Raw genomic sequence first — 25,303 nt, 5'->3', positions numbered from 1 at the left:
AAATTGCGCGCTGCGCATTTTGAAGCTTCACCACATCCTTAACGACTTTGGACCATAAAGTGGCTTGGCACGGGGAATGCCGGACGGGCGGTTGACGCTCCTCCGTCATTGCCATGCCTACTCTTCCTTCCCTACCCGCCAGTTCGTCCCCGTCGTCGAGTCCGCTACCCCCGCAACAGCCTGTGGCGGCGGTGCCGAGCCGGCGACGCCGGGATGATCGGATTCCGCCACCGCGCTCCTACCAGACCCGTCGCGCCCGTGCTCTCCCCACGCTGGTGCCCTTCGATGCGAGCAAGGTGCGCTCCGAGCGGGATCCTTGGACCGTTAGATCGCTGAAGGATCTGGGGCGTGTCTATCTGCCCGAAGTCAGCATGACCGCCGGGCTTGCGATTCTCTGCGGGGTCTTGGCGGGCGAAATCTATGGCAAGCTGGTGGTCGATTGCGGGCCCTTCGTCTTTCCGGCGATCTATGCGGGGATCCTTCTTCTCAGCCTTTCGTCGATCTGCCTCCAGGCCCGGGCCTATCCGGCGGCCCTCACGCGGGCCCGGATTCGTGGAACCCTTCTCGGAGCCCTTCTGATCTTCGGGGTCCACCTTGTGGGCTTTCTGGCGGTGAGGACCCTGGGAATCCACTGAATTTCGAGTGGTGCTAGCGTTGATTTTGATAAAGTTACGGTATCTATAAGCTATCTTCACGTCGGGTGGGGAGTTGGATTGGGGCCGGGGATGGGGGAGCCAGAGCGTGGAGCGGAAAGCTGAAAATTATCAGGCGTCACGGCTTCGTCTTGTTCCGGCGAGGAAGCTTGATAAGACATGCGCCATGAGCCTCTTCCTCGCCTCCCTGTCCGATCTCTTCGATACTTCGGACTTCCCGGCACGTTGGAATTGCGGGCGCTGGAGCCCGCTGCACGGCTGGTTTCATATCGTGTCGGATATCGCCATCGCCGCCGCCTATTCGATGATCCCGCTGGCCTTGGCGACCTACTGGTGGCTGAAGCGATCAGAGCTGGTGTTCCCGAAGTTGTTCTGGTTGTTTTCTGCATTTATCTTTAGTTGTGGTGCCACGCATCTAACGGATGCGGTGATCTTCTATTCGCCGGTTTACCGATTCTCGGCACTCATGAAGGTGATCACGGCGCTCGTGTCTTGGGCCACAGTGGTGGCCTTGTTCCGGATCGCTCCGAAGGCGCTCGAGCTACCCGGCCTGCATCGAGCCCATGACCTGCTGCAGCGCCAGCATACGGCGACCCGCCAAGCGGAGGATGCACTGGCCCGCAGCAACCGCGATCTGGCCGCATTCACCGGTTTGGTAACCCATGACCTGCGGAACCCGCTCAACAATGCGCTCATGCTCACCGAGATGGCCCGCGAGGCCACAAGCTCCGGAAAGCCGGAAGATGTCCTCGTGCGCTTGGAACTGGCGACGCACTCACTGCGGCAGATGGAAGCGCTGATCCGCGAACTCCACGCCGACTCCATGGTGCGGGTGGACCCCGGGGAACTCGCGCGGACTGATCTGGGTGGCGTGATTGAGGCTGCCCGACTCCACCTCGCGCCGCTGATCAGCCAGACCCAGGCGCGCATCGAGGTCACGGGAGTGCCCGCGCTGCCAGCAGTGAGCGGCAACCACACCATGCTGGTGCAGCTCTTCATCAACCTCTTCGAGAACTCGATCAAGTATCGCAACGGGGAGGCACCGTTGATTTCTGTCACAGGGGATCAGCAGGACGGCCGGGTCGGGGTGCAGGTCACCGACAATGGCCGTGGTATCGCTGAAGCGGATGTCGATCAGATCTTCCAGTCCGGGGTGCGCGGGGGCAATGTCGGCAGTACGCCGGGTAGCGGCCTCGGCCTCGCGTTCTGTCGACGCATCATGGACATGCATGGAGGCAAGATCGCAGCACGCAGCCAGAAAGATGGCGGCGCTCGCTTCGAGCTCTTATTCGATATTTCTCCGTCTTAAACTACCGTCCGCGATATCGCGGGACAGATTGCTGCCTACTGATTGCGCAAGCGGATCAGGGCAGCGACATGCTCGGAACACGCCGGCAGCAGATTGCCACGAATGACCGTCTTGATCTCAATCATCACGTCGGGGTTGCGTAGCGCCCGCTCATATTCATCAATACCGTGTTCTTCGCCCTGTTGCAGTGCTTCGAGCGCCAGGGATTTGCCGAGCGCCTTTGCAGTGCCCTCGACCGCCCTGGCGAAGCTGCCCCAAGCTCCTGAGCTTGCCGAGGGTAGGGCACCCATGTCGTCCAAGTGTTCACGCAGCCGCGCGGCGATGTGCTCATGCTCCTCACGAATGCCCTCCAGCGCTGCGCGCTCCGGGTCATTCTCGAATTTGGCAATGGCTTGGCTGTAGGTCTCGATGGCGGAGAGTTCGCCACGCAGGAGTCTGTTGCAGACATCGATGCATTCATCGGTAGCATTCATGACCTTATCTGTGGGTTGTGGCCGGCAATCTGCCGGAAGCTTCTTTCCAGCAATTCCAATACCGCCTGCTTGGGCTCGCCGCGGCATGGGGCCGGCGCGTGAGAGTGTGCAAGCTGCGCCCTAAACCCGGCATATTGCAAAGTTAGCCCGTAGGGGATTGGCGAAATTATCAACCACTCTTCATCACCAACTGTTCCACCTGATCATTTCCTGAATTTTGCGCATTCCGCGAAAAGGCGTTATAATCCGTGCTTGGCATCCTTCCAAACAGGTACACGTTGATTCCGTTAGATTATGGCGAAGAACGCTTCTCCCCTGCAACCCATCGGTATCCCCAAGGCCCCCACCGGCATTTCCGGTTTGGATGAAATCACCGACGGCGGTCTGCCTGCGGGGCGCCCCACCTTAGTGTCCGGCAGCGCCGGTGCCGGTAAGACGATGCTAGCGACCGAATTCCTGGTCCGTGGGGCCACCGAATTCGGTGAAAACGGCGTGTTCATCATGTTCGAGGAAAACTCCGAGGAGTTGACCGCGAACGTCCGCTCGATCGGCTTCGACCTGAAGAAACTGGTCACCCAGAAGAAACTGGTCCTCGACCACGTGCGGGTCGAGCGCAGCGAGATTGAGGAAACGGGCGAATACGACCTGGAGGGGCTCTTCATCCGCCTTGGACACGCCATCGACAGCATCGGCGCGAAGCGCGTGGTGCTGGATACCCTGGAAGCCCTTTTTGCCGGCTTGCCGAGCCATGCCATCCTGCGGGCCGAGTTGCGCCGCCTCTTCCGCTGGCTGAAGGAGCGTGGCATCACCGCCATGGTAACCGGCGAGACCGGCGAAACGGCCCTCACGCGATACGGCTTGGAGGAATACGTGGCGGACTGCGTGATCGCCCTCGATCACCGGGTCACCGGCCAGATCTCGACCCGGCGACTGCGCGTCGTGAAGTACCGCGGCTCTGCCCACGGCACGAACGAGTATCCTTTTTTGATTGGTGAGCGCGGGATCTCGGTCCTGCCAATCACCTCGCTCCGTCTCAATCATGGCGCGCCGGTCGAGCACGTCCCGACCGGCATCGCCGGACTGGATCAGATGCTCGATGGCAAGGGTGTCTTCCGCGGCGCCAGCGTGCTGGTTTCGGGGGCACCCGGCACCGGCAAGAGCAGCGTCGGTGCGAGCTTCGTCGATGCGGCATGCCGCCGCGGTGAGCGTGCGATTCTCTTCGCCTACGAGGAATCGGCGGACCAGATCGTGCGGAACATGCGCTCAATCGGCTTGGATCTCGCACCGTGGGTGAAGAAGGGCTTGCTCCAGATTCATGCCTCGCGGCCGACCTTGCAGGGACTGGAACAGCACTTGCTCTCCATGCACGACCTGATCGTCAGCTTCAAACCCAGCGTGGTAGCGGTCGATCCGATCAGCAACCTCACCCTCAGCCGCAACGAGGAAGAAGTGAAGCCGACGCTGATGCGGCTCATCGACAATCTCAAGCAGCAGCAGATCACGGCAGTTTTCACCAGCTTGACCAGCGGCGGCGAGCAATTTGCCGCCGAGGAATCCCAAGTCGGCGTCTCCTCGCTGATGGATGTCTGGCTGCTGCTGCGCAACCACGAGCAGAATGGCGAGCGCAACCGGACGATTTTCGTCCTCAAGGCGCGCGGGATGTCCCACTCGAACCAGATCCGCGAATTCATCCTCGGCAACGAAGGAATCACCATGGTGGATGCCTACATCGGCTCAGATGGCGTGCTAACGGGAGCCTCGCGTGTTGCCCAGGAGGCCCGCCAGCGGGCTGCCGCCGAATTTCAGCGCCAGGATCATGCGCGCAAGTTGCGCCAGCTCGCCAACAAGAGGAAGCTCATCGAATCGCAGATTTCCGCGCTTAAGGCGGAATTGGATTCGGAAGCCGCGGAACTGGAGTTCTCGATTGCGGAAGAAGCAACACGGAACGAGATTATACGCTCAAGCACGGAGAGCATGGCATCACTGCGGGGCGGCTCCGCCAGTCCTTCCCAACCCGCCAAAAAAGGAAAGCGATGAAAGAATCCAAAGTCCCCACCAAGTCCGCGGCCAGCGCTACGGTGCCAGCTTATCAACTGAGGCTTTACGTGGCCGGCCAGACCGAGAAGTCGCTGACCGCCTTCAGTAATCTCAAGCGAATTTGTGAAACCCACCTCGCGGGACAGTACAAGATCGAGTTGATCGACTTGCTGAAAACCCCGCAACTGGCCGCCGGAGACCAGATCCTGGCGGTCCCCACTTTGGTTCGTCGCCTTCCCGAGCCTATCAAAAAGATCATCGGTGATCTTTCGAATGAAGAGCGGGTTTTGGTGGGCTTGGATGTCCAGCCGCTCCGGGATTAATGGACTGCTCATGAAACAAGGCCCGTCAGCCGACCCGGGCCATCGGGAGATGGAAGCCGCAGCTATCCGCAAGGAGGCTGCAACCATTGTGCTGCGCCTCTATGTCACCGGCACCAGCCAGCAATCGTTGCGGGCGATCGCTAATATCCGGCGCCTTTGTGACGAGCATCTCAGCGGTCGCCACCACCTTGAGGTGATCGATCTCTTCATGCATCCGGAACTGGCGGCAAAGGATGAGATCATCGCAATTCCCGCCTTGGTGAAACTGCTACCACTGCCTTTGCGACGTTTCATTGGCGACATGTCGAATACCCCGCGTCTTCTCTCCGGGCTCGGCGTCGCTCCTGCAACCACCACATCCGCGTCAGGCTAGCATGTCTTTGCAAGACCCTATCGAAGTGCTGACCACACCGGCGGAGGAGGAACTTCGCGCGGAGAACGCCGAGCTGCGCGCGCGCCTGGAGGAAGCGGAAGATACTCTTCGGGCGATCCGCCAAGGCGAGGTGGACGCCCTCATCGTTGAAGGCGACCCGGGCCCGCAGGTTTTTGTCCTGCAAAGTTCGGACCTGGAGTCGAACCGCTTCCGGAGCGACATCCTTTCCAAAGTCAGCGAGGCAGTGGTCGCCTTGGACGATGCCGGTCGCGTTATTTATTTCAATGGTGCCGCGGAGGAACAGTACGGCGTGCCGGTGACGGAGGCATTGGGCCGACCTCTCACCGAGCTCTACGCATACCAATGGATTCGCCCGGAGGACGAAGCGCTCGCCAATGCGGAGATCTCGGAGACCGGCCATTGGCGCGGGGAAAACATCCACATTCGCCGCGATGGCACGCGCATCCACGTGGAGTCCTCTGTCAGCCGCATGGTTGACCGCGATGGCAAACCGGGCGGCCTGTTGGCGGTGATCCGCGACATCACGGGGCGGCGCAAGGCGGAGGAGGCCCTGCGCCTTTCCGAGGAACGCTATCGCACCCTGTTCAATTCGATCGACGAGGGATTCTGCGTCGTCGAGGTGATGTTCAATGAAGCAGGCGAGGCGTATGACTATCGATACCTCGAGACGAATCCCTCCTTCGTGACCCAGACCGGCCTGTCTGATGTTGTTGGGAAGACTTCTCGGGAGGTGTTTCCCGGACAAGGAGACGAATGGTACCGCATCTATGGTGAGATCTCGCGCAAGGGCGGCTCCGCGCGCTTCGAGCGGGAAGCCCCTTCGATCGGCCGTTGGTATGACCTCTGCGCCATGAAGATCGGTGAGCTTGGCGAGCCGCTGGTAGCCATCGTCTTCAACGATATCACCCGCCGTAAGGCAGCCGAAGAAGCGCTGCGGCGCAACGAGGCGCTCTTCGTGAACATTATTCGCCAAGCACCGGGTGGCGTGCACGTGGTGGATGACCAATTGCGCACGCAGCAGGTGAATGCCGGCGCGCGGGGTATCTTCGCCGCCGCCGAGCCGTTGATCGGCCGCCCGCTTTGCGAAACCATGGAGATTCTCTGGGGGCCGGAGATTGGTGCGGAAGTGACGGAGATCTTCCGCCGCACCCTGGAGACTGGCAAACGCTGGATCTCGCCACGCTTCACCGAGCAGCGGGTGGATACCGGCGAAATGCAATCTTTCGAATGGGAAGTTCAGCGTCTCACTCTGCCTGGCGGCAAACACGGGGTGGTCTGCTACTTCAAGGACGTCACTGAACAGCGCAAGCTGGAGGATGCCTTGATGGCACAAACCAAGGCGCTTGAGGAGGCCGACCGCCGCAAGGACGAGTTCCTCGCGATGCTGGCCCACGAGCTCCGCAATCCGCTCGCTCCTCTGCGCAATGCCGCGGAGATCCTGCAGATCGATGATACCGGGCCGCGCGAGCGCGCCACCGCCCAGCGGCTGATCCGTCGGCAGATCGAGAACATGAGCCGGATGATTGACGATCTTCTCGATGTCTCGCGCATCACCGAGGGCAAGATCGAGCTCCGCAAGCAGGCTGTCTTGTTAGAGAGCGTGCTGGTTTCTGCCGCCTCCCTGGTGCGGTCGGGCTGCGCCTCGCAGGGCCAGGAGCTGACTCTGACCCTGCCGCCTCAACCGGTTCATCTCCATGCCGATCCCACCCGTCTGGAGCAAGTCTTCGGCAATCTGTTGGGGAATGCCTCCAAATATGGTGGCGCAGGCTGCCATATCTCCTTGGCCGCAGAACTCAGTGCCGATGGACGGCAGGTGCTGGTCCGCGTGGCGGATGACGGAACCGGGATCGATCCCGAACTCTTGCCACGAATCTTCGATCTCTTTGTGCAGTCCAGCCGCACTCTTGATCGCGCGCATGGCGGCTTGGGGATCGGCCTGACGATCGTGCAGCGCCTGGTTGCCATGCATCAGGGCAGCATCAGCGCGTACAGCGACGGTCTCGGTCATGGCAGCGTGTTCACGATTCGCCTGCCGGTCTTCGACTGCCCCGTGTCGGAGACTCGATCCGCCACCGCTCCGCGGGCCTCTCGCAAAGGACTGCGGATGTTGATCGTGGATGACAACCACGACTCCGCCGACAGCATGGCACTCCTGCAGGAACTCTCGGGTCACCAGACGCGCGTTGCAAACAATGGTCCCGATGCAATCGTCGCTGCCACTGAGTTCCGTCCGGAGGTCGTGCTACTCGACATCGGCCTGCCCGGCATGGATGGCTACGAGGTTGCGCGCCAGCTCCGCCAGATTCCTTCCCTCACCAAGGCTTTCCTCGTCGCCCTGACCGGCTACGGCAGCGACGGAGACCGCGAGCGCGCACATGCCGCTGGCTTCAACGAGCATCTGGTGAAGCCTGCGGACCTCAATCAACTGCGCCGCTGGTTGGAGGATCTCGGCTGAGGGCGATCTTTCGGAGCGGCAATTACTCCGCCAAGGAAATCGGGGAGATCCCGGCGCGGATGATCAGCCCGCACATGTAAAATGCCAACGCGCCCAGGACCGCGAAGCCAGAGGCCACGGTCCAGCGGTGGTTGAAATGACCTTGGCGTTCCAAGCGGATGGTCACGCCGACCCATGCGAACGGGATAACGCAGAGGAGAAAACCCCAGTTCCGCACGAAGCGGAGGATGAAGGGCAAATTCTCAAAGTGATCCGCCTTGCCGGTCGCCTTCAACATGGTGCCGACCATCAGCGAGCCGCCAATGATCACGGCAGCCTGTAGCAAAGAGAAGACGGTTTGAGTGCGATACTGATCGATGAAGTTCATCTCACCTCCTCGCTACTCGATAGATGATTCCTGCAACGCGGTCAATCCGCGACCCAATTTGGGTAGGGCTGCTTGTTCCGATACTTCAGCAGCGCTCGTCTATCTACTGGATCGGACCGGCAGTGGGGGCTGCACGGTCCTCGCGATTCACGATATTATATCGAAGCTTTCAACTTCGCGAACTCGGCCTGCATGGCCGCGAGTTGCTTCTCCTTGGCGATGATCTCAGAGTGCAGCGCGGCGAGCTTGGCGATCACACCGCCCACGCCCTTGGTATTGCCGTTGAGGTGGGCGACCGCGCCGTTGCCATTGCCCCGCAACCAAGTGGAGATGGTGAGGGCTGAGATGCCATATTTCTTCACTGCTGCCGTTTGGCCGCCGCGGCCTTGCTTGGCATTCACGCTCTCGACATAGCGGAGAATATCCTCCTTCTCCTTGAGCGTATAACGCCGGGCCTTCGGTGAGTTCTTTTTGCGACTTGCCATGGCAGGGTTTCTAACACGCATTTTCGAGGACGAAAGCGGCTTTTACATTATAAGTGTTCGCCCCTTACGTAATTTCCGGGGATATGGGCGGCTTGAATCTTTGTTTCCCTCCGCGCACAGCGGGACTGCCGCGAAGAAGTTGAAGGGAAGTCGGGTTCATCAATTTATGCCTTTCCCAGCATGGCCTCTCTCGCCTAAAAAGGCCGCCGCGAGATGCCGGGATGGCGGAATTGGTAGACGCACCTGATTTAGGTTCAGGCGCCGCAAGGTGTGCAGGTTCGAGTCCTGTTCCCGGTACTTCCCAACCCCAATCCAGCCATGAACGAACTCAAAGAACGACTCACCGCCCTCGGCCTCTCTGCCGATCAGGTCGACGGCGCGATCAAGACCGTGGCAGACTTCGTCAAGGCGAAGCTCCCGCCCGAATACCAAGGCATGGTGGACTCGCTGATGGCCGGCCAGACTCCCGATCTCTCCGCACTCGGCGGCGGGATTCTGGACAAGGTCAAAGGCATGTTCGATTAACCCTGAATCCGCGGGGGGACGGGCAAAATGCACGTTCCGCAAACGGGATTTGCATGCGAGGGGTGGGGGACCAGTCCCTTAACCCGTTCGCACCCATGCTTCCAGTTCCCGGCACGGCTTGCGCTGCAAAGCAGCCATGAGAGCTGTGATCAAACCGGATGAAGATGTCACCAAGAGCCCGGCCAAGGATCGGGATGCGGATGGGGCGGGAATTGCCTTTGGTGCTGCCGGAGGAGCAATCCTCGGTGGGGTAGCGGGCTCGCTTGCCGGGCCGGCGGGAACTGTTGCCGGTGCCCTCGCTGGAGCCGCTGCCGGTGGCATGATCGGCAAGGTCGTTGGCGCCGGCGGGTGGGCTGCGAATGAGGACTACTGGCGCGAAAACTACCGCAGCCAGCCCTTCTACAGGCCCGAATACAACTACGACGACTACCAGGGAGCTTTCCGCCTAGGCACCGAGCGGCCGCCGCTATCCCGCAAGTGGGATGAGGCTCACGAAGCCGAACTCGCTGCCGAATGGGAGCGCCACAAGGGTAGCTCCCGGCTGACTTGGGAAGAAGCCCGCCACGCTGCGCGCGCCGCTTGGGAGCGCTTGGAGAATGACCAGCCTCGCTGAAGCGAGGGCTCAGTTCTCCGCCGCCATGCAAGCGAGTAGCCTCTCCGCGCAGGCTCGCGCAAAAGCGGGATCGTTGATCTCCAGTTCGAACTCCTCCAGAGGTAGTTTCGAGTGCTTTTTGATCGCACCAAACAACGCCTCATCCGCGGCTGCATCATGGAAGGGCTGGCCTGCGGCGCTGATCACGCTGATCGCCTTGCGGGGGATTAGGATCGCGGCCCGAGCCGTATAGGCGTTTGTCTTCTCGGCGAGGATGCGCCCGAGTTCCGCGCATTCCTCCGCAGTGGTCCGCATCAGCGTGACTTGGGGATTGTGAATGTAAAAACGGCGCTCCGCATAGCGCGAGGGAACGGAGACCTGCTCGCCGAAGTTCACCATGTCCAGGCAGCCGGGTGCGATTACCGCGGGAACCTTCGCCTTCGCTGCGGCGTTGAGGCGTTCGGGGCCGGCGCCGAGCACCCCGCCCGCAAGCTCATCTGCCCACTCGGTGGTGGTGATGTCGAGCACCCCGGCGACCATCCCGCTTTCGATCAGTGCTTCCATGGAGCGGCCACCGGCACCGGTAGCAGCGAAGACCAAGACCTCGTAGCCCGCCTCTTCAATGATCCGCTTCGCCTCGGTGACGCAGGCGGTGGTATTGCCAAACATGCTTGCGACCACTAGCGGCTTGGCCGCAGCGGTCTCGATCTCTGCCTCTACCATTCCGCAGATGGCTCCCGCGGCGCGGCTGAAGATCACTCGCGACAAACGGTTGAGTCCCGCCACGTCGGCGATGCTTGGCATCATCACGATGTCTTTCGTGCCGAGGTAGTGGGCGGTATTGCCGCTCGCCAGAGTTGACACCATCAGCTTGGGAAAGCCGAGCGGCAGGGCCCGCATCGCAGCCGTGCCGATGGCAGTTCCACCACCGCCACCGAGGGAGATGATCCCGTCGATCTTCCCTTCCGCCGCCAGCTTTGCGACCATCACCGGTGCGGCCTGCGACATGGCCACCACGCACTCGCCGCGGTCTTTCTTGGCCACCAGCGGTGCCAGATCTAGCCCGGCGGCAGCCGCGACGTCTTCACGGGTGATGTCCGGCACAATCAGCGGCGGCCCGCCGCTGCCGACATCGATTAGTAGTGCTGCATGGCCACGCTTGCGGATCAGATCCGCCACGAAGCCATGCTCTTCACCTTTCGAGTCGAGCGTGCCGAGAACCGCGATGGTTTTCATAAACAGCCAATGATGAATTCAGAATTTCCGAATGCCGAATGAAGTGTGTCGAAGAAAGCAGGGTACAGATTCATACCCCGCTTCATTCGGAATTCGTTATTCTGAATTTCCTAGTGCTTTCTCTTCACCGGGATCGCCTTGAAAGTGCGGGTGAGGTTTGTGAGCGATTCCTCTACCGCCATGCGTTCCAGGGAGGAGGCACCCACGAAGCCCACCGCGTCGGTGTGCTCATTGATGTAGGCGGCATCTTCCGGTGTGTTGATCGGGCCGCCGTGGCTCAGGTAAATGATGTCCTCGCGCACGCTGCGCCCGGCATCGATGATGAGCTGGGTGCGCTTTGCTGCCTCGGGCAGGGACATGGTGGCATCCACCACCCCCACGGAGCCGCCGACGGTCGTGCCCACGTGGGCGATGATCACGTCGGCACCGGCCTCGGCCATCGCCTTCGCTTCTTCCGGCGCATCCACATACACGATGCTGAAGAGGTCCATCTTCCGGGCGAGGGCCACCATCTCGAACTCTTTCTTCACGCTCATGCCTGTTTCTTCCAGGATCTGGCGGAATTTACCGTCGATGATGCAGTGGGTGGGGAAGTTGTTCACCCCGCTGAAGCCCATGTCCTTCACCTTGCCCAGCCAGTGCCACATCCGGCGGCGGGGGTCGGTGGCATGCACGCCGCAGATCACGGGCGTTTCCTCCACGATCGGCAGCACCTCGTATTCGCCGATTTCCATGGCGACTGCGTTGGCATCGCCGTAGGCCATCAGCCCGGCGGTTGAGCCGTGGCCGGCCATGCGGAAGCGGCCCGAGTTGTAGATGATGATCAGGTCGGCTCCGCCCTTTTCGATGAATTTGGCACTGATCCCGGTGCCTGCGCCCGCCGCGATGATGGGCAGGCCCTTCGACAGGGTATCGTGCAGGCGTTCGAGAACTTCGCTGCGGGTGTAGGGATTTCCTTTTCCGGTCCAAGGATTCGGCATGGCGTAGTCTATGACGAATTCCGGGCCAAACGTCTAGCTCCCGGGGTTCCACATCCGTTTATCGCCAAAGCACCTGCGGCCGCGGAGCCTTGATTTTCCGGGCGGGAGATACTGCGGGCGGCGTACTTCGGTCCTTTAGTGATACCGCTGGCTCGAAGGCTTCTTCAGCAGATCATAGGGCGTGCCGCAATACATGCAGCGGAAGCGGTGAAGGAAAAGGATACCCAGCACCGCCGTGCTACCGTAGTTCAGCGGCCTCAGCCGGTAGGCCTTGGCGTGTTTCGAGGCCCCCGTGTCCAGCAGCGGCGTGCCCTTGCACAGCGGGCAGCGCGCCGAGCGGCGCTTCAAGTAGGCAATCAGCCACGTCACCCCGGTGGCGACCACGAAGCCGATCAAAAGCTCCACTGAATCGACCTTGGGATTCAGCGACAAGATAACCAGCGAGGTAAGGAATCCCACTACGCAGAGATAGTGCAGCAGGGTCAACGTTACCGCGACGTTGTAAGGTCGCTTGTCGTGTACAGAGCGGGAGCGCGAGTTGGGATCAGTCGCCAAGGAACGGAACAGCATTTTTCTTTCGGGAGGGCGAACTAAGGCCAAGTTTACCCCCTCTGCAAGGCGCTTTGATCACAAGATCAGGATGCTCCTATGAAGCGGTTGAAAACCAGCGGCATAGGGAGTGCAATCGGCGTGCCTGCCGCGCGGGAAAATCTGTCAGCGGGCGAGCAGGGGAATGATCAAAATAGCAAGAATGTTCACCACCTTGATCATCGGATTCACGGCTGGTCCGGCGGTGTCCTTGTAAGGATCGCCCACGGTGTCGCCGGTTACGGCCGCCTGGTGGGCGGCGGAGCCCTTGCCCCCGTGATTGCCATCTTCGACATATTTCTTGGCATTGTCCCAGGCTCCGCCGGAGGAAGTCATGGCGATGCCGATGAAGAGACCGGTAACGATGGTGCCGACCAGCACGCCGCCGAGGGCGACCGGGCCGAGGGCCGGGATCCAAGCGACCGCGCACACAAAAACCAACGGCAGCAGGGCGGGCAGGATCATCTTGCGCAGCGCTGCTTTGGTCACGATGTCCACGCAGGTCTTGTAGTCGGGTGTCTCCGTGCCGGTGAGGATGCCCGGGAAGGCTTGGATCTGGCGGCGCACTTCTTTGACTACCGCGCCCGCAGCGCTGCCCACCGCATCCATGGCGAAGGCGGTGAAGGAGAAGGGGAGCAAGCCGCCAATGAAGAGACCGATGATCACCCGCGGGTCCATCAGGTCGAAGCGGTAGTCCTGTTTCATCACCGTTTTCAATTCTTCCACGTAGGAGCCGAAGAGGACCATCGCGGCCAAACCCGCGGAGGCGATGGCGTAGCCCTTGGTGACGGCCTTCATGGTGTTGCCCACGGCGTCCAGCTCGTCGGTCACTTTTCGCACTTCTTCGGGCAGGCCGCTCATCACGGCGATCCCGCCGGCATTGTCGGTAATCGGACCAAAGGCATCCAGCGAGATGATGATGCCGGACAAGCTCAGCATACTGACCACCGCGATCGCGATGCCATAGAGCCCGGCCTCCGAGTGGCAGTACCAGATCGAGCCGACGATGCAAAGCACTGGCAGGACGGTGGCGTGGTGACCGGTGCTGATGCCGGCAATGATGTTCGTGGCGTGGCCGGTTTCGCAGGCTTTCGCCAGGCGCCGCACCGGGGCGTGCTTGGTGGAGGTGAAATAGTTGGTGATGGCCACCGCGGCGAAGGTCATCGCGATCCCGATCAGCACGCAGTTGTAGAGAGCCCCCGAGCTCACGGGCTTGCCCATGAAATTGAGCCCGCCTTCGAACATCGCATGGGTCGCCGGGTGCAACAGGCCCGCGGAGACGAGCCCGCTGACGATCACCCCACCGATCAGGGCCTTCGTGGCCTCGATCCGGGCCAAATTCACGAAGCCAATGCCCAGAATCGCCCCGATGATCGAGACGCCGCAGATCACGAAAGGAAAGATGATCGCTTGATCCGCGTGCCCGGCCGCCGTCAGGTACCCGACCAGCACCGCGCCGATCAGGCTCACCGCGTAGGTCTCGAACACGTCGGCCGCCATCCCGGCACAGTCGCCGACGTTGTCGCCCACGTTGTCGGCGATCGTCGCGGGATTGCGCGGATCGTCTTCCTGGAGATTCTGTTCAATCTTCCCGACGAGGTCAGCGCCGACGTCCGCCGCCTTGGTATAAATGCCACCGCCGAGGCGTGCGAAAACACTGATCAGCGAGCTGCCCAGTGCCAGGCCGACCAGCGAGTCGATCGCCATCTTCTGGTTGCCGCTCCATTCCAAGACTCCGAGATAGAAGGCACCCACTGACAGCAGGCCGAGGGCGACCACCAGAAGGCCGGTCACCGCGCCACCATTGAAGGCCACCCGGAGCGCAGCGTGATGGCCGACGGAAGCGGCTTGGGCGGTGCGGACGTTCGCGCGCACCGCGACCATCATGCCGATGTAGCCGGCGGCCAGCGAGCAGACGGCCCCGATAACGAAACCGAGCGCGGTCCATTTGTCGCGCAGCATGAAGATCGCCACGAACAACATGGTCGCGATAATCAGGACCGTGACCAATTGGCGGTGAAGATAAGCCTTCGCACCTTCCTGCACTGCGCCGGCGATCTGGGCCATGCGCTCGTTGCCGCTGGGTGAAGCCAGGACGGACCGGATCAGAAGGACGGCGGCACCGAGTCCGACGGCACCGAGAGCGAGGGAGGTTCCGATGCCATGATCGGTCAAGAACTGCTGCACAGGAAGAGATTGGGTTACGTTAGCTTGGACCATGAATGATCCACTCTAACTGACAAGCGGAAAGGAGGATACAAAAAGGTTTGACCCGCGATAGAGGGTGAAATTTGTCGGACAAATTTTGAATGGGCTGCGCGGGCATCGAAGCCTTGCGCGTGCCGCTTCCCGCAGCCACTCTCGCCGCGTGGTGGAGACTGCGACATCGGCCCGGCGTTGGAATAGCTACGTCTGCCCTGCCTGCCGCTTCGTGTTCCGGGTGGCGCGGGATCATGACGGCAAGGGGGTAGTATGCCCGGCTTGCCGGGGGATGCTGCGCCTGCCCACCGAGGACTGCCCGCCCGGGCCCTTGGTCATGGCCCCGGAGGAGGAGTTGCTGCCGGAGGAAGACGAGACCGAGGAAGTGCAAGAGTCATCCGGGGATCATCCCCTGCGCCTCTTGCTGGCAGTGAGTGTTCCGGGGCTGCTGCTGCTTGGGGGTTTTGCGTGGTGGATGATGCCGAAGGCCGCGGACCGCGAACGGGCTGCGGCCGTGGCGCGGGAGCAGGCGGAAAAGATCGCCGAGCAGGAGAAGGCGGAGAAGCGGCCTGCGGTCGCCCCGGAAAACCTCGCGGTGACTGTCGACAAGGTGAGCAAAGGCTTCCTGGAAGCGAAGACGCTGGATGAGGTGATGAAATGGGTGCGCCTTCCGGAGCAGGTGGGCCCCAAGATGCGCGAATGGTACGCCGCGGAGGGCTACAAGGCTCCGGGATTCCGCTCCATGGTGGGCGATTTTCAATACATGGTGCAAGATGGGCGCGAGCTTGTCTCCGTGCGGGTGCGCACCGGGGATTACCAGATGCGCGAGCTTATGCTGGTCCGGGAAAAGGAGGGCTGGCTGGCGGACTGGGAAAGCTGGGCACCGTGGTCGGAACTCAGTTGGCCCGAGTTGCGGAAGCAGCGTCCCACAGAGCCGAAGCTCGTGCGCGCGGTGCTTACCGAGGTGAAGTACTACAACTTCGGTTTCAAAGATAAGGATTGGGGTTCCTACCGGCTGGAATCCCTCGACGGGGAGCATAGCATCTACGGCTATGTAAGCCGGATCAATCCCCTGAACGCGCGGCTCGCCTCCCTGACGGACAAGGCCGCGAAGAAGCCGATGGTGCTGCACGTCAAGTTTCCTCCTGCCGCGCCGGCCGACAACCAAGTGGAGATCGTCGATCTGGTCTCCGAGAACTGGGTTGATCTTTCCGGTGCGCCGCCGCCCTGATTTTGCCAAGCTATGCCCACGACTTTCGACAAGGCCCAGGAACTCAATCTTGATCCCGGGATCTACGGGACTTTTGCGGAGATTGGCGCTGGCCAAGAGACCGCGAACTGGTTCTTCCGTGCCTCCGGCTCTGCGGGTATGGTCGCCAAGACGATCTCCGCCTATGACATGACGATGAGCGATGCCATTTACGGCAAGACCTCGCGCTATGTCTCGCGTGAGCGCCTGCTGCAGATGCTTGATCACGAGTTCAGCATCCTGCTGGAGCGGCTCGGGCCCCAGCGCGGCGAGAACACCACTTTCTTCTCCTTCTGTAATACCGTCCGCGCCCGCGGCTACCAGGATACCGGCGAGTGCCATGGCTGGCTGGGCCTGCGCTTCCAGCTCAAGCCGGGCGATCCGCCATCCGACATCTTCGTCCACATCCGTCTGCTGGATGCGACCAATGCCGAGCAGGCTGAGGCTCTCGGCATGGTGGGGGTGAACCTGATCCACTCCGCGTTCCGCCACCGCGGTCACCTCGGCTTGTTTGTGACCTCGCTGGTCGAGGGCCTGCGGCCCTACCGCGTGGAGGTGGACATGCTGAAGTTCCATGGCCACGGCTACGGTTTCTTCGACAACCGCCTGTGCTCGCTGGCGCTGGTGGAAGCGGGCCTCACTGAGGCGGCGATGTTCCTGCCAGACGGTGAGGTTGTGCAGGCCGCCGAGGCCCTCTACAAGCGGCCTATCCTCCTTCTGCGCGGCAGCTTCGATCCGGTGAGCCGCCTGCATCTCCAGATGATGGAGCAGGCGCGTGGGGTCTTCGGCGAAACACTGGAGGTGGGCGAGCAAGAGCGGACCATGGAGCTTTGCGAGATGACCATGGCCAACCTGCTGCGTGGCAAGACCGTGGACCACGTCGATTTCATCGACCGCTGTGATGCGCTACAGGCGCTGGGCAAGACGGTGCTGGTGTCGCGCTACCCGGAGTTCCACCGCATCGCCGCCTACCTGAGCCGCTACACCGCGCGGCCGATTGGGATCATCCTGAGCATCGGCCTGCTGAACGAGCTCTTCAAAGCGAAGTGGGCGGAGAACCTTGCGGGTGGCCTGCTGGAGTCCTTCGGCCGGCTTTTCAAGAATCAGGTGACGCTCTACGTTTATCCGTGGCGCAACCGCAGGACGGGCGAAGTGGTGGATGCCAAGAGCTTCATCCCGCCGGAAGACTCTCGCAGCCTCTACCGCTACTTCCTGGAGACCGGGCGGGTCCGACAGGTCCCGGCGGGAAATGAGGAGCTCATGCGCTACACCGGCCGCGATATCCGGGAAATGATCGGGCACGGCGACGAGGCTTGGAAAGAGTTGGTGCCGGAGGCGGCCCACCGCGCGGCGGTCCACATGCACGTGTAGCGGAGGAGAGGGCGGCGCGATTGGGAGATTGATGAGCGGACGATTCCCGCGCACCATCCCGCCGCTGTGAAATTCCGCTACCTTCTCTGCTTGGCCGCCGCCGGGGTTACCTTTGCCCAGGAAACCCCGCCGAAGGCCGAGCCGGTTCAGCCTGCGCTACAGGGCGATCCGGGCCAGGATTGGTACGAGCGTGGCAAGAATCTCTACGACTCCGCCAAGGCGACCGAGGATGCCGCCCAGCGCAAGGACATCTACGCTCGGGCGATCGAGGTGCTGAGCGGCTATCTCGCCCAGTTCGACAAGCACGCGAATGCCGAGGCCGCGCAGTGGTACTTGGGCGAAAGCTATGCCGCCACCGGCAAGATGGACGAAGCCCGGCGCTGCTACCGCGCGATCGTGAAGCGCGGCGGCAAGTCGCAGTTCGTGATGGTGGCCGCCAACAAGCTGGCGGTGGAGTACTACAAGGCGAAGAACTTCGCCGAAGCCGCCCCTCTATATGAGAAGATGGCGGAGGCCGCGGACACGCCGGACAACCGCTTGAAGGGGCTCTACTTCGCCGCCGTCGCCTACGGGCAGATGAAGAACGGCGCGGCCAAGGCGGCGGAGAATTACCGCAAGGTGGCCGCGATCGAAGGCGAGAATCCTTTCCGTGCCGCCAGCCAGCTCGCGCTGGGGAATTCGCTGGTGGCCGCGGAGAAGTTCGCGGAGGCGTTGCCCTTCTTCGAGCAGGCTGCCTCCGACAGCAATGCCGCGGAAGTGCGTGGCCCGGCGGCCCTGCAAGCCGCAGCGCTCGCCGCGAAGCTCGGCAAGCAAGACCTCGCCGCCAAGTATCTCGAGCTGGTGCTCAAAACTCCCGGCATGGAAGAGTCGCATGGGAGTGCGCGACTCGCGCTGATGGCGGCGCAGTTCGACCGCAAGGAATACGAGAAGGTGATTGAGCTCTACCGCGCCGACCCGGGCACCGGGAAGGGCGAGCAGGATGCCCGCCGTCTGATGCTGGCCGGTCGTGCCGCCTTCGAGGTCAAGCAATACAAGACGGCCAACGAAATTTTCCAGAAGATCGCCAAGCATCCGGATGCCGGTGAGTGGGCCTACGACGCGGCCTATCTGCGCCTGCTCGCAAGCTACCGCGACAGCGGCAAGCACGACCTCGATCTGGTCAGTTCCTTTCTCGACCGCTATCGCAAGGACCACGCCGCGGATCCGAAGATCCAGAACGCGCTGCTGATCCAGGCCGAGGCTTTGCTCGATGCCAAGAAACCCGCTGAAGCGGCCAAGGCCTATCAGGCGATCAATGCCGACCAGATCTCCGCGGAGAACCGTCCGGGCATGCTCTACAACCGCGCCCGCAGCTTGCAGGAGTCTGGCAACCCCAAGGCCGCCGTCACCGCGTACAGCGACTTCATCGCTGCCTATCCCAAGGACCCGCGCCTGGCCCGTGCCTTCTACAATCGCGCGCTGGCCCACGAGGCGAATGGCTCGAAGGCGGGTGCCCTGGCGGACTATGATGCGCTGGTGGATACCGCGGCACCGGACGACCTCAAGGTCTCCTCCTATCTCGCTTCAGCGGGGATCCTCGCTGGTCAGGAGAAATGGCCGGAGGCTATCAAGCGCTATCGTGCCTATCTAACCAAGTTCCCGGAAGATGCGAAGGATCGCCGGGCGATGGCGAACTATGCCATCGCTGTAGGCCTGATCAAAGCCGAGCAGCCGAAGGAGGCACTGGCTCCGGCGGACCAAGCCCGCAAGCTCGACCCGAAGTCCTATGCCAAATCCGCTGGCCTGGTGATCGCGGGTTGCCAATGGACCTTGCAGGACAGCCAGGCGACTGGCGACGAGGTGGACGTCGCGATCAAGGAGGGCTACGCCAAGGAGCTTTCGCCGAATCTGATCACTTGGGCTGGCACGCAGGCATGGCAGGCGAAGCAGCCGGACCGTGCTGCGCGCTACTTCCCGCTGGTGGCGAACGAAAAGGAGCCGGAGAAAATCCCACGGGGAACATGGCGTCTCTTCGGCAAATCGTTGCTCGCGGTGGGCAAATCGCAGGAGGCCTTGCTGGCGATCAACCGCGGCTTGCTCGGTGAAGAGCACCCGGGCGTAAGAGCCGAGGGCCTGCTCGACAAGGCCAAGGCCTTGGTGGCACTGGGGCGCGACGATGAAGCGCTATTAATCGCCGGGGAATGCCAGGACATGCGGCCCGAGGGTCAGATCAATACCGAGATCCGCCTGCTCACTGGCGACATCTATACTAAGAAGAATGATTCCGAGAAGGCGATCGGCGCCTACGTTACGGTGGTCGAGATCCTCAATGCCGGGGACTTGCGTCCGCTCGCCTTGGAGAAGCTGGCGACGGCCCTCGAGAACGCGGGCAAGAATGCCGATGCCGTTAAGTACCGGACGGAGCTGAGGGAGAAGTATCCGGAGTGGAAGGGGAAGTAGGCTTGGGGCACTAGCAGAGCCGTGCCAAAAGTAGTCCGCACAGTCCTCTGTGCGGACGAAGCTACCCTTATTGCCCGAATTCACCCGGGGGCCTTGGGAGGAGCCCGCCGCCAGAACTGCTTCGTCCGCACAGAGGTCTGTGGGGACTACTTCGCAGGGGACGGTTCAAGGCCCCAGTTGCGCGCGAAGTGGCAAGCTTCGAGACTACTGCGAAGGCCGCTGCGTCGCGAAGGAGATATTCCAGATCCCGGCCTTCTGGCAGATGTCCACCACGGTCACGATCTTCTGGAAGTCGGTCTTCTCATCGCCACGCAGGCGGATCGGTTGGTCGGTGCCGTGCAGCTTGGCGATGGCGGAGAGCTTCTCGCCGAGTTGCGCCTGGGTCATGGTCTGGCCTTCCACGGCGACCTCACCGTTGGCGCGGACATTGACGATGATCTCGCCGCGGGCGCGCTTGGTATCGGCGCCCTCTTGGGCACGCGGCACGGAGACCTTCAGATCCATCTCCGAGCGGTGGAACTCAAAGGTGACAATGAAGAAAATCAGGAGCTGGAACACCACGTCGAGCATCGGCGCGAGCTGCAACTCGGCCGGTGCCATCTTGTGATTGCGGAATTTCATCGGCGTGCAATCGGGCGATCAGATGCCGTGGAGATCCGGGCGGTCGTCGGTGAGGTGCGTCGGGATCGGAACTGCGGCGTATTCCTCGCGGCGCGCGGCAGGGCGTGGCGCGGCTGCAGCAGCTTGGGCGGCCGCGTGGCGATCCACCTGAGTGCGCAGGATTGCCATCAGGTGCGTGGCCGCACCTTCAAGATCGGAGATCAGCTTCTGCACCTTGCCACGGAAGTAGGCGTAGAAAATCAGCGCCGGCAGGGCGATGGAGAGACCAGCGGCGGTTGCGATCAGCGCTTCTGAAACGCCACCGGCGAAGGCCATCTGGCGGGCGCCTTGGAAGCCACCGTCCGAAACGTGGTAGAAGGACTTGATCATGCCGACCACGGTGCCGAGCAGGCCGACCATCGGCGCGATGGCCCCAATATCGGCGAGATAGGAGACGCGGGTGGTCAGCAGACTGGACTGGCGTGAGCCCTCGGCCTCGGCCACGTCCCGCACTTCGGAGAAGGTGGCACCGCTGTTCTTGGTCATGAACTCCAGCGCGCGCTGGGTGATGCGGGCCATGCACTCATTGCGGCGGCTGCAGTAGGCGATCAGGCCGAGGAAATCATTGCGGCGGATCAGGGCCTCCGCGTTGTTCATGAAGCGGTCGCTCACCACCGCGTTGCGGCGCAGCAGGAGCAGGTAGAGCAGGATGAGCACGACAGTCAGCACCGACATCACCGCCAGGATGGGCATGCTGAAACCGCCCTGGTGATAGATGTGAAGCAGGTCGACTTCCTGCTTCGGTTCCGGCGCGGCTTCCGCTGCTGCTGCGAGGGTCGGCAGGAAAACTGCCGCCATCGGTAAAATCGTGCGCCACATCATGAGAGGCCGGGAGTCTAGCGGACCCAAGCACCAAGGCAAGCGCCGGGATGCCATGAAATGCTGGAAAAACCGCCGTGGCGAGCGATTCGATTCTTTCATTCCGGGGTATTTCTTGGGAAAAATGCCAGCTATCCCATGAAAGCTCTCGGCTCCGTCCTCCTCCCTTGCGTGATCGCTGTCCTGGCTGCCTGTGCTGGACCACAGTCCCCGCCCACCGCGGGGGAAGCTGGCGCGGCACTGGTGCTGGATAACCGCGACGGCGGCACCCGGGGAGGTCGGCACTTAGTGCTGGCTCCCGACGGCACCTTCCAACAAACGGTCTATTCGGAAATCAATATCGAGGGCAGTGAGCGCAAGACCGCGGGGCGCTACAGTTTCTCCGGGGACCGCAAGATGCTTACCCTGGTCGCGCCGAGTGGAGCCACCCAGACCCTCTACCGGGTACCGCATCGGGGACAGATCTACTGGGTGAAGGCCGGGGAGCAGGAGCGGATTGCCGCGCAGGGCGAGGAGGCGCTGCGGAAGAGCTCCCTGAGAGTGGTGGGAAATTGAAGGGTTCCGCGTTCATTCTGCGCAATCATCCCCCCTTGCGCGGGAGTGGGTCCTAGCGTCCAATGAGGTCGTGGCCGCGGCGGCGTGTAAGGAAAAACTCAGGACGGTGCCTCATCAGCCCGGCGTCTACCTCATGAAGGATCGCCTCGGCTCGATCATCTACGTGGGCAAGGCCCGGGATTTGAAGAAACGCCTCTCGTCCTACTTCCTCGCCTCGCGCAAGACCCGCGCGGACCTCAAGACCCGGGCGCTGATCGATACGATCGTCGATTTCGAATTCCACCTCGTGCGCAATGAGGCCGAGGCGCTGCTGCTGGAAGGCAAGCTGATCAAGGATTACCGGCCGCGCTACAATGTGGCCTTCCGCGACGACAAGCGCTTCCTGCTGGTGAAACTCCAGCCGAGTGAGCCCTGGCCGCGCTTCGTGCTGACGCGGATGAAGAAGGACGACGGAGCGCGCTACTTCGGGCCATTCGCGCATTCCGGCGCGCTGCGGGCGACGATCTCCTGGCTGAACCGGAAGTTCGGCCTGCGCGCCTGCCGCCCGCTCAATCCCGGCGAGAACGACTACCGGCACTGCAATGCGGACGTCATCCGAAACTGCTCCGCGCCCTGCATTTTGCGGATCACGCGGGATGCCTACTTGGCGCGGATCGATGAGGCCTGCCAGGTGCTGGACGGCAAGGGCCGACGCGAGATCTTCAGCGATCTGGAGGCGGACATGGCCAAGGCCGCCGGGCGGCTCGACTTTGAGAAGGCCGCGCTGCTCCGCGACGTGCTCGACAACCTCAAGAAGACCCTGAACCCGACGCGGCAGTTCACGCGGGGCAGGGGAGTGCCGACCACGGTGAAGCCGACCGAGGACCTCGCGGATCTCGGTGAGGCTCTGGGATTGGAAGGCCCGCCGCGGGTGATGGAGTGCTTCGATATCTCGAATGTCTCCTCGAACCACATCGTGGCCTCGATGGTGCGCTTCACCGAGGGGAAGCCGGACAACCAGAACTACCGCCGCTACCGCATCCGCACGGTGGCGGGGCAGGACGACTTCGCCTCGATGGCGGAGGTGATCCGACGCCGCTACTCACGCATTCTTGGCGAGAACGCGGATGCAAACCCGGACGACGAGTATTCGCAGGAAGACCCGCTGGAGAGACAACGGCGCCTTGCGAAGGAAGGCCGCGCCAAGATCGTGCTGCCGGATCTGGTGATCGTGGACGGTGGCAAGGGCCAACTCTCGATGGCTGTGCGCGAGTTGCGGAACTTGGGGCTCTTCGACCTGCCGGTGATCGGCTTGGCCAAGCAACGCGAGGAAGTCTTCTTCCCCGGTGAGAGCGATCCCTTGCTGATCCCGCACGACCGCGGCGCGCTCAAGCTGCTCCAGCGGATCCGCGACGAGGCCCACCGCTTCGCGAATGGCTACAACGCGCTGCTCTACCGGCGGCGGATGAAGGAGAGCCTGTTAGACGACTGCCCCGCGGTCTCGCCGAAGAAGAAGCAGGCCCTGCTGTCGCGGTTCGGCAGCGTGGACCGGATCCGCAAGGCAAGTGTCGCGGAGATCGCGGCGCTGCCGGGGATTTCCGAGAAGTCGGCGCAGGTGATTTTGGAGTGGCTGGGGTGAAAAAGGTGGTCCGCACAGCCCCTCTGTGCGGACGAAGCAGTTTTGGCGGTGGACCTCGCCCCGTGACCTCGGGTTGAGCCTGAAGCGAGTTGGCGGAGGCTAAGGGCTACACAGCCTCTGCAAGAACCAAGCCTAGGCTGGCGAATCGGAATGTTTTCCCGGGGGCACTTGATCTCCGACGACTGCCAGAACGGCTTCGCCGCACAGAGGGGCTGTGCGGACCACCTTTATCTTCCTGCCCTACGTCAAGTTGTAGACAGCCATCCAGAAGTATTCGAGCTCCACCACTTCCACCTTGTCTGTGAACGACGCCAGCACAGCGCGGATCTCTTCCTTATCGGGGAAATTCTTCAGCACCTCGTGGCTGCTTCCATCCGCCAGCTTGCGGGGCTGGTAAGTATTCCCGGCCTCATCCGTCCGGTGGATCGGCGTGCTGCTGCCTGCCACGTAGCGGTTGTCCATGAAGGCGACGGTGGCACCGGGTGTTAGACGGGCGTGGAAGCCTGCGAGGAATTCCTGCAAGCGCTCCAAGGGCACATGCGACCACCAGAAGCCCGCGAATCCAGCATCGAAGTGGCGGCCGAAGTCAGGCAGCGCGAGGGAGTCAGCGACGGCAAACTCCACCTTTCCTTCCTTCCACGGCTTGGCCCGTGCGATCTCCAGCGTTTCCGGATTGATGTCCGTGGCCAGGATTCTGGCGGCGCTCTCTGCGAAGCACTCCGTCCAGTAGCCGGTGCCGCAGGAGATCTCTAACAGGTCCCGGCCCGCGAAGATCTCGCGGCATCGCTTCCGGAGCTGCTGGAGGTCGGCCTGGCGCTCGGGCTTGGCATAGACCTGTTCGTATTCGGCAGCACGGCGGGCGTAGTATTCGATCATGGTGGGTCGAAGCCGATTTCCATGACCCGGAACTTGGCCCCGAGCTGGCCGGGGTGGGTGAGGGTCTGGAAGGCGCGCAGATCCTTGGCCACATCGGTCCGGCCCTCAAGGGAAAGTAGCCAAGGTTTCGCGATCTCCGTGAGGAAGAGTCCTTGCCGCTGGTCGCGGATCACCGTGCCGCCCATGGCTTCCGCGGCTTCCGCCAGTGCGGTGAAATCGACATGCGCGGTGATATCGATTTCCCCGGGGGATTCTAACGGATCCTCCGCCGCCCGGTGGCGGGAGAAGGTCCGTAGGGTGCCGGTGGTACGGGACTCGTGGTAGTAGTCCTCGCGGTCGAAGCCGTAATCGAGCCAGAGCATGCGCCCGCCGGCCATGCCGGTGGCCATGGCACTGAGGAAGCTGCCGATGTTGTCGCGGACCTCCGTCATGTAGCCGACGGGGCGGGTGGGCAGCTTGGCCACCAGATCCGCCGGTGCGGGGCCCACGTCTGTCCAGTAGAAGCGCCCGTCCGAGACCTCCACCCCCAGCTCGTGCCAGAGCTCACCATCCGACTCGATGACATGAAAAGGCAGGGCATCGAGGACCTCGTTCCCGAGTACGAAGGAGGGGAGGGGATCCTCGGCCAGCGATGTAGTGGAATCCACCACGCGCAGGGCACCGGCGCTGCGTTGGCGCAGGGCCTCCGCCAGCAGGGGCAGCGGCTCGACCACCACATATTCCGCCCCCGAGGCCTCCAGGGCCGCCAGAATGTCGAGCGCCAGTGAGCCGTCGTTCGCCCCCGCTTCGACGATCCGCCAGCGGACCGGCGAGCCGGCTTCCTGCCACCAGGCGGAAATATGCGCAGCCAAAAGACGGCCGAAGAGCGGCCCGACGCTCACGCTGGTGAAGAAATCGCCGCCCCGGCCGACCTGCCCTGCCGGCCGGGCGTAATAGCCCTGGTCCGGATTATAAAGGGCTTCTGCCATAAAATGCTGGAAAAGCAGCGGCCCGGAGTTAAGGATCTCCTCACGTAGCCGGGCGGCCAAGCCCGGCATTGCGCCTTCGGCCTCCGGCGAGTATGCGGAGGGCGCGCCGGAGGGTATCCGGGAGTTTTCACA

The 25,303-nt window shown here is 62.3% G+C and carries 24 protein-coding genes and 1 tRNA gene; 14 read left to right on the top strand and 11 right to left on the bottom strand.

Features of this window, described 5'->3' with window-relative positions:
- Positions 1-191 precede the first annotated feature (191 nt).
- Together BV071_RS06595 and BV071_RS06590 are read left to right on the top strand one after the other, a co-directional pair.
- Positions 192-635 carry a hypothetical protein gene (locus tag BV071_RS06595; protein ID WP_265594141.1) on the top strand — a complete coding sequence of 148 codons (444 nt, stop codon included), beginning with the start codon at positions 192-194 and terminating at the stop codon, positions 633-635.
- 184 nt (positions 636-819) lie between these two features.
- On the top strand, positions 820-1,962 hold the full coding sequence (locus BV071_RS06590; protein ID WP_035603666.1) for a HAMP domain-containing sensor histidine kinase: 1,143 nt from the start codon (positions 820-822) through the stop codon (positions 1,960-1,962).
- 35 nt (positions 1,963-1,997) lie between these two features.
- Here the strand turns inward: BV071_RS06590 and BV071_RS06585 are convergent, their stop codons facing one another.
- Complete coding sequence (locus tag BV071_RS06585; protein WP_035603665.1) at positions 1,998-2,435, bottom strand: DUF2383 domain-containing protein; 438 nt, start codon at positions 2,433-2,435, stop codon at positions 1,998-2,000.
- A 294-nt stretch (positions 2,436-2,729) separates the two neighbouring features.
- Between BV071_RS06585 and kaiC the strand changes: the two genes are divergently transcribed.
- Genes kaiC through BV071_RS32580 form a run of 4 tightly spaced genes read left to right on the top strand, consistent with a single transcriptional unit; the run spans position 2,730 to position 7,644 of the window.
- A complete protein-coding gene (gene kaiC, locus BV071_RS06580; RefSeq protein WP_035603663.1) occupies positions 2,730-4,472 on the top strand; it encodes a circadian clock protein KaiC in 1,743 nt (580 codons plus the stop codon).
- A complete protein-coding gene (locus tag BV071_RS06575) occupies positions 4,469-4,795 on the top strand; it encodes a circadian clock KaiB family protein (RefSeq protein ID WP_035603661.1) in 327 nt (108 codons plus the stop codon). The genes kaiC and BV071_RS06575 overlap by 4 nt, the downstream gene beginning before the upstream one ends.
- Before the next feature lie 10 nt (positions 4,796-4,805).
- Positions 4,806-5,168, top strand: a complete 363-nt coding sequence (locus tag BV071_RS06570; RefSeq protein ID WP_265594140.1) for a circadian clock KaiB family protein — start codon at positions 4,806-4,808, stop codon at positions 5,166-5,168.
- A gap of 1 nt (position 5,169) precedes the next feature.
- A complete protein-coding gene (locus BV071_RS32580; protein WP_052572980.1) occupies positions 5,170-7,644 on the top strand; it encodes a PAS domain S-box protein in 2,475 nt (824 codons plus the stop codon).
- 22 nt (positions 7,645-7,666) lie between these two features.
- Here BV071_RS32580 and BV071_RS06560 read toward each other — a convergent pair whose 3' ends face one another.
- Together BV071_RS06560 and BV071_RS06555 are read right to left on the bottom strand one after the other, a co-directional pair.
- Complete coding sequence (locus BV071_RS06560; RefSeq protein WP_035603656.1) at positions 7,667-8,011, bottom strand: hypothetical protein; 345 nt, start codon at positions 8,009-8,011, stop codon at positions 7,667-7,669.
- A gap of 155 nt (positions 8,012-8,166) precedes the next feature.
- Complete coding sequence (locus BV071_RS06555) at positions 8,167-8,496, bottom strand: hypothetical protein (protein WP_035603653.1); 330 nt, start codon at positions 8,494-8,496, stop codon at positions 8,167-8,169.
- Between the two features lie 215 nt (positions 8,497-8,711).
- Between BV071_RS06555 and BV071_RS06550 the strand changes: the two genes are divergently transcribed.
- The 3 genes from BV071_RS06550 (at position 8,712) to BV071_RS06540 (ending at position 9,634) form a co-directional block, all read left to right on the top strand.
- Positions 8,712-8,793 (top strand) — tRNA-Leu (locus BV071_RS06550).
- A gap of 21 nt (positions 8,794-8,814) precedes the next feature.
- Complete coding sequence (locus tag BV071_RS06545; protein WP_035603649.1) at positions 8,815-9,021, top strand: hypothetical protein; 207 nt, start codon at positions 8,815-8,817, stop codon at positions 9,019-9,021.
- A gap of 136 nt (positions 9,022-9,157) precedes the next feature.
- Complete coding sequence (locus BV071_RS06540; RefSeq protein WP_052572979.1) at positions 9,158-9,634, top strand: hypothetical protein; 477 nt, start codon at positions 9,158-9,160, stop codon at positions 9,632-9,634.
- A 9-nt stretch (positions 9,635-9,643) separates the two neighbouring features.
- Here the strand turns inward: BV071_RS06540 and BV071_RS06535 are convergent, their stop codons facing one another.
- From BV071_RS06535 to BV071_RS06520, 4 genes are all read right to left on the bottom strand, one after another.
- Positions 9,644-10,849: a Tm-1-like ATP-binding domain-containing protein gene (locus tag BV071_RS06535; protein WP_035603644.1), complete on the bottom strand. Its 1,206-nt coding sequence runs from the start codon at positions 10,847-10,849 to the stop codon at positions 9,644-9,646.
- A gap of 110 nt (positions 10,850-10,959) precedes the next feature.
- The gene (locus BV071_RS06530; protein WP_035603642.1) at positions 10,960-11,829 is read right to left on the bottom strand and encodes a phosphoenolpyruvate hydrolase family protein; all 870 of its coding nucleotides are present in this window, start codon (positions 11,827-11,829) and stop codon (positions 10,960-10,962) included.
- 135 nt (positions 11,830-11,964) lie between these two features.
- Positions 11,965-12,399, bottom strand: a complete 435-nt coding sequence (locus tag BV071_RS06525) for a hypothetical protein (protein ID WP_265594139.1) — start codon at positions 12,397-12,399, stop codon at positions 11,965-11,967.
- A 144-nt stretch (positions 12,400-12,543) separates the two neighbouring features.
- Positions 12,544-14,604 carry a sodium-translocating pyrophosphatase gene (locus BV071_RS06520; RefSeq protein ID WP_035603637.1) on the bottom strand — a complete coding sequence of 687 codons (2,061 nt, stop codon included), beginning with the start codon at positions 14,602-14,604 and terminating at the stop codon, positions 12,544-12,546.
- A gap of 184 nt (positions 14,605-14,788) precedes the next feature.
- On the opposite strand from BV071_RS06520, the gene BV071_RS06515 reads away from it, so the two are divergent.
- From BV071_RS06515 to BV071_RS06505, 3 genes are all read left to right on the top strand, one after another.
- Positions 14,789-15,847, top strand: coding sequence for a hypothetical protein (locus BV071_RS06515; protein ID WP_265594138.1), 1,059 nt, complete (start codon positions 14,789-14,791; stop codon positions 15,845-15,847).
- A 12-nt stretch (positions 15,848-15,859) separates the two neighbouring features.
- Positions 15,860-17,236 (top strand): nicotinate-nucleotide adenylyltransferase, encoded by a 1,377-nt coding sequence (locus BV071_RS06510; protein WP_035603632.1) that lies wholly within the window; start codon positions 15,860-15,862, stop codon positions 17,234-17,236.
- Positions 17,237-17,302: 66 nt separating this feature from the next.
- Positions 17,303-19,675, top strand: a complete 2,373-nt coding sequence (locus tag BV071_RS06505) for a tetratricopeptide repeat protein (protein ID WP_035603630.1) — start codon at positions 17,303-17,305, stop codon at positions 19,673-19,675.
- A gap of 204 nt (positions 19,676-19,879) precedes the next feature.
- Here BV071_RS06505 and BV071_RS06500 read toward each other — a convergent pair whose 3' ends face one another.
- On the bottom strand, positions 19,880-20,296 hold the full coding sequence (locus tag BV071_RS06500; protein ID WP_052572977.1) for a biopolymer transporter ExbD: 417 nt from the start codon (positions 20,294-20,296) through the stop codon (positions 19,880-19,882).
- Between the two features lie 18 nt (positions 20,297-20,314).
- The gene (locus BV071_RS06495) at positions 20,315-21,133 is read right to left on the bottom strand and encodes a MotA/TolQ/ExbB proton channel family protein (protein WP_075090850.1); all 819 of its coding nucleotides are present in this window, start codon (positions 21,131-21,133) and stop codon (positions 20,315-20,317) included.
- Between the two features lie 159 nt (positions 21,134-21,292).
- Between BV071_RS06495 and BV071_RS06490 the strand changes: the two genes are divergently transcribed.
- Together BV071_RS06490 and BV071_RS06485 are read left to right on the top strand one after the other, a co-directional pair.
- Entirely contained in the window at positions 21,293-21,709 is a 417-nt protein-coding gene (locus tag BV071_RS06490) for a hypothetical protein (protein ID WP_035603625.1), read from the top strand.
- A 106-nt stretch (positions 21,710-21,815) separates the two neighbouring features.
- A complete protein-coding gene (locus BV071_RS06485) occupies positions 21,816-23,327 on the top strand; it encodes an excinuclease ABC subunit UvrC (protein WP_265594137.1) in 1,512 nt (503 codons plus the stop codon).
- Between the two features lie 240 nt (positions 23,328-23,567).
- Here BV071_RS06485 and BV071_RS06480 read toward each other — a convergent pair whose 3' ends face one another.
- Together BV071_RS06480 and BV071_RS06475 are read right to left on the bottom strand one after the other, a co-directional pair.
- Positions 23,568-24,203, bottom strand: a complete 636-nt coding sequence (locus BV071_RS06480) for a class I SAM-dependent methyltransferase (protein WP_035603618.1) — start codon at positions 24,201-24,203, stop codon at positions 23,568-23,570.
- Positions 24,200-25,171, bottom strand: a complete 972-nt coding sequence (locus BV071_RS06475) for an SAM-dependent methyltransferase (RefSeq protein WP_052572975.1) — start codon at positions 25,169-25,171, stop codon at positions 24,200-24,202. Before BV071_RS06475 ends, BV071_RS06480 begins: the two co-directional genes overlap by 4 nt.
- Positions 25,172-25,303: the final 132 nt, after the last annotated feature.

Origin of the sequence: Haloferula sp. BvORR071, assembly GCF_000739615.1 — a bacterium.
Classification (GTDB): Bacteria; Verrucomicrobiota; Verrucomicrobiia; order Verrucomicrobiales; family Akkermansiaceae; genus Haloferula.
This window is presented reverse-complemented; position numbering and strand designations above follow the sequence as displayed.

Bases quoted from the DNA above. Each gene is read 5' to 3' on its own strand.
- BV071_RS06575 (WP_035603661.1), top strand. From the start codon at position 4,469: ATGAAAGAATCCAAAGTCCCCACCAAGTCCGCGGCCAGCGCTACGGTG.
- BV071_RS06500 (WP_052572977.1), bottom strand. From the start codon at position 20,296: ATGAAATTCCGCAATCACAAGATGGCACCGGCCGAGTTGCAGCTCGCG.
- BV071_RS06560 (WP_035603656.1), bottom strand. From the start codon at position 8,011: ATGAACTTCATCGATCAGTATCGCACTCAAACCGTCTTCTCTTTGCTA.
- BV071_RS06480 (WP_035603618.1), bottom strand. From the start codon at position 24,203: ATGATCGAATACTACGCCCGCCGTGCTGCCGAATACGAACAGGTCTAT.
- BV071_RS06585 (WP_035603665.1), bottom strand. From the start codon at position 2,435: ATGAATGCTACCGATGAATGCATCGATGTCTGCAACAGACTCCTGCGT.
- BV071_RS06555 (WP_035603653.1), bottom strand. From the start codon at position 8,496: ATGGCAAGTCGCAAAAAGAACTCACCGAAGGCCCGGCGTTATACGCTC.
- BV071_RS06570 (WP_265594140.1), top strand. From the start codon at position 4,806: ATGAAACAAGGCCCGTCAGCCGACCCGGGCCATCGGGAGATGGAAGCC.
- BV071_RS06490 (WP_035603625.1), top strand. From the start codon at position 21,293: ATGAAAGCTCTCGGCTCCGTCCTCCTCCCTTGCGTGATCGCTGTCCTG.
- BV071_RS06545 (WP_035603649.1), top strand. From the start codon at position 8,815: ATGAACGAACTCAAAGAACGACTCACCGCCCTCGGCCTCTCTGCCGAT.
- BV071_RS06510 (WP_035603632.1), top strand. From the start codon at position 15,860: ATGCCCACGACTTTCGACAAGGCCCAGGAACTCAATCTTGATCCCGGG.
- BV071_RS06475 (WP_052572975.1), bottom strand. From the start codon at position 25,171: ATGGCAGAAGCCCTTTATAATCCGGACCAGGGCTATTACGCCCGGCCG.
- BV071_RS32580 (WP_052572980.1), top strand. From the start codon at position 5,170: ATGTCTTTGCAAGACCCTATCGAAGTGCTGACCACACCGGCGGAGGAG.
- BV071_RS06590 (WP_035603666.1), top strand. From the start codon at position 820: ATGAGCCTCTTCCTCGCCTCCCTGTCCGATCTCTTCGATACTTCGGAC.
- BV071_RS06540 (WP_052572979.1), top strand. From the start codon at position 9,158: ATGAGAGCTGTGATCAAACCGGATGAAGATGTCACCAAGAGCCCGGCC.
- BV071_RS06495 (WP_075090850.1), bottom strand. From the start codon at position 21,133: ATGGCGGCAGTTTTCCTGCCGACCCTCGCAGCAGCAGCGGAAGCCGCG.
- kaiC (WP_035603663.1), top strand. From the start codon at position 2,730: ATGGCGAAGAACGCTTCTCCCCTGCAACCCATCGGTATCCCCAAGGCC.
- BV071_RS06525 (WP_265594139.1), bottom strand. From the start codon at position 12,399: ATGCTGTTCCGTTCCTTGGCGACTGATCCCAACTCGCGCTCCCGCTCT.
- BV071_RS06535 (WP_035603644.1), bottom strand. From the start codon at position 10,849: ATGAAAACCATCGCGGTTCTCGGCACGCTCGACTCGAAAGGTGAAGAG.
- BV071_RS06530 (WP_035603642.1), bottom strand. From the start codon at position 11,829: ATGCCGAATCCTTGGACCGGAAAAGGAAATCCCTACACCCGCAGCGAA.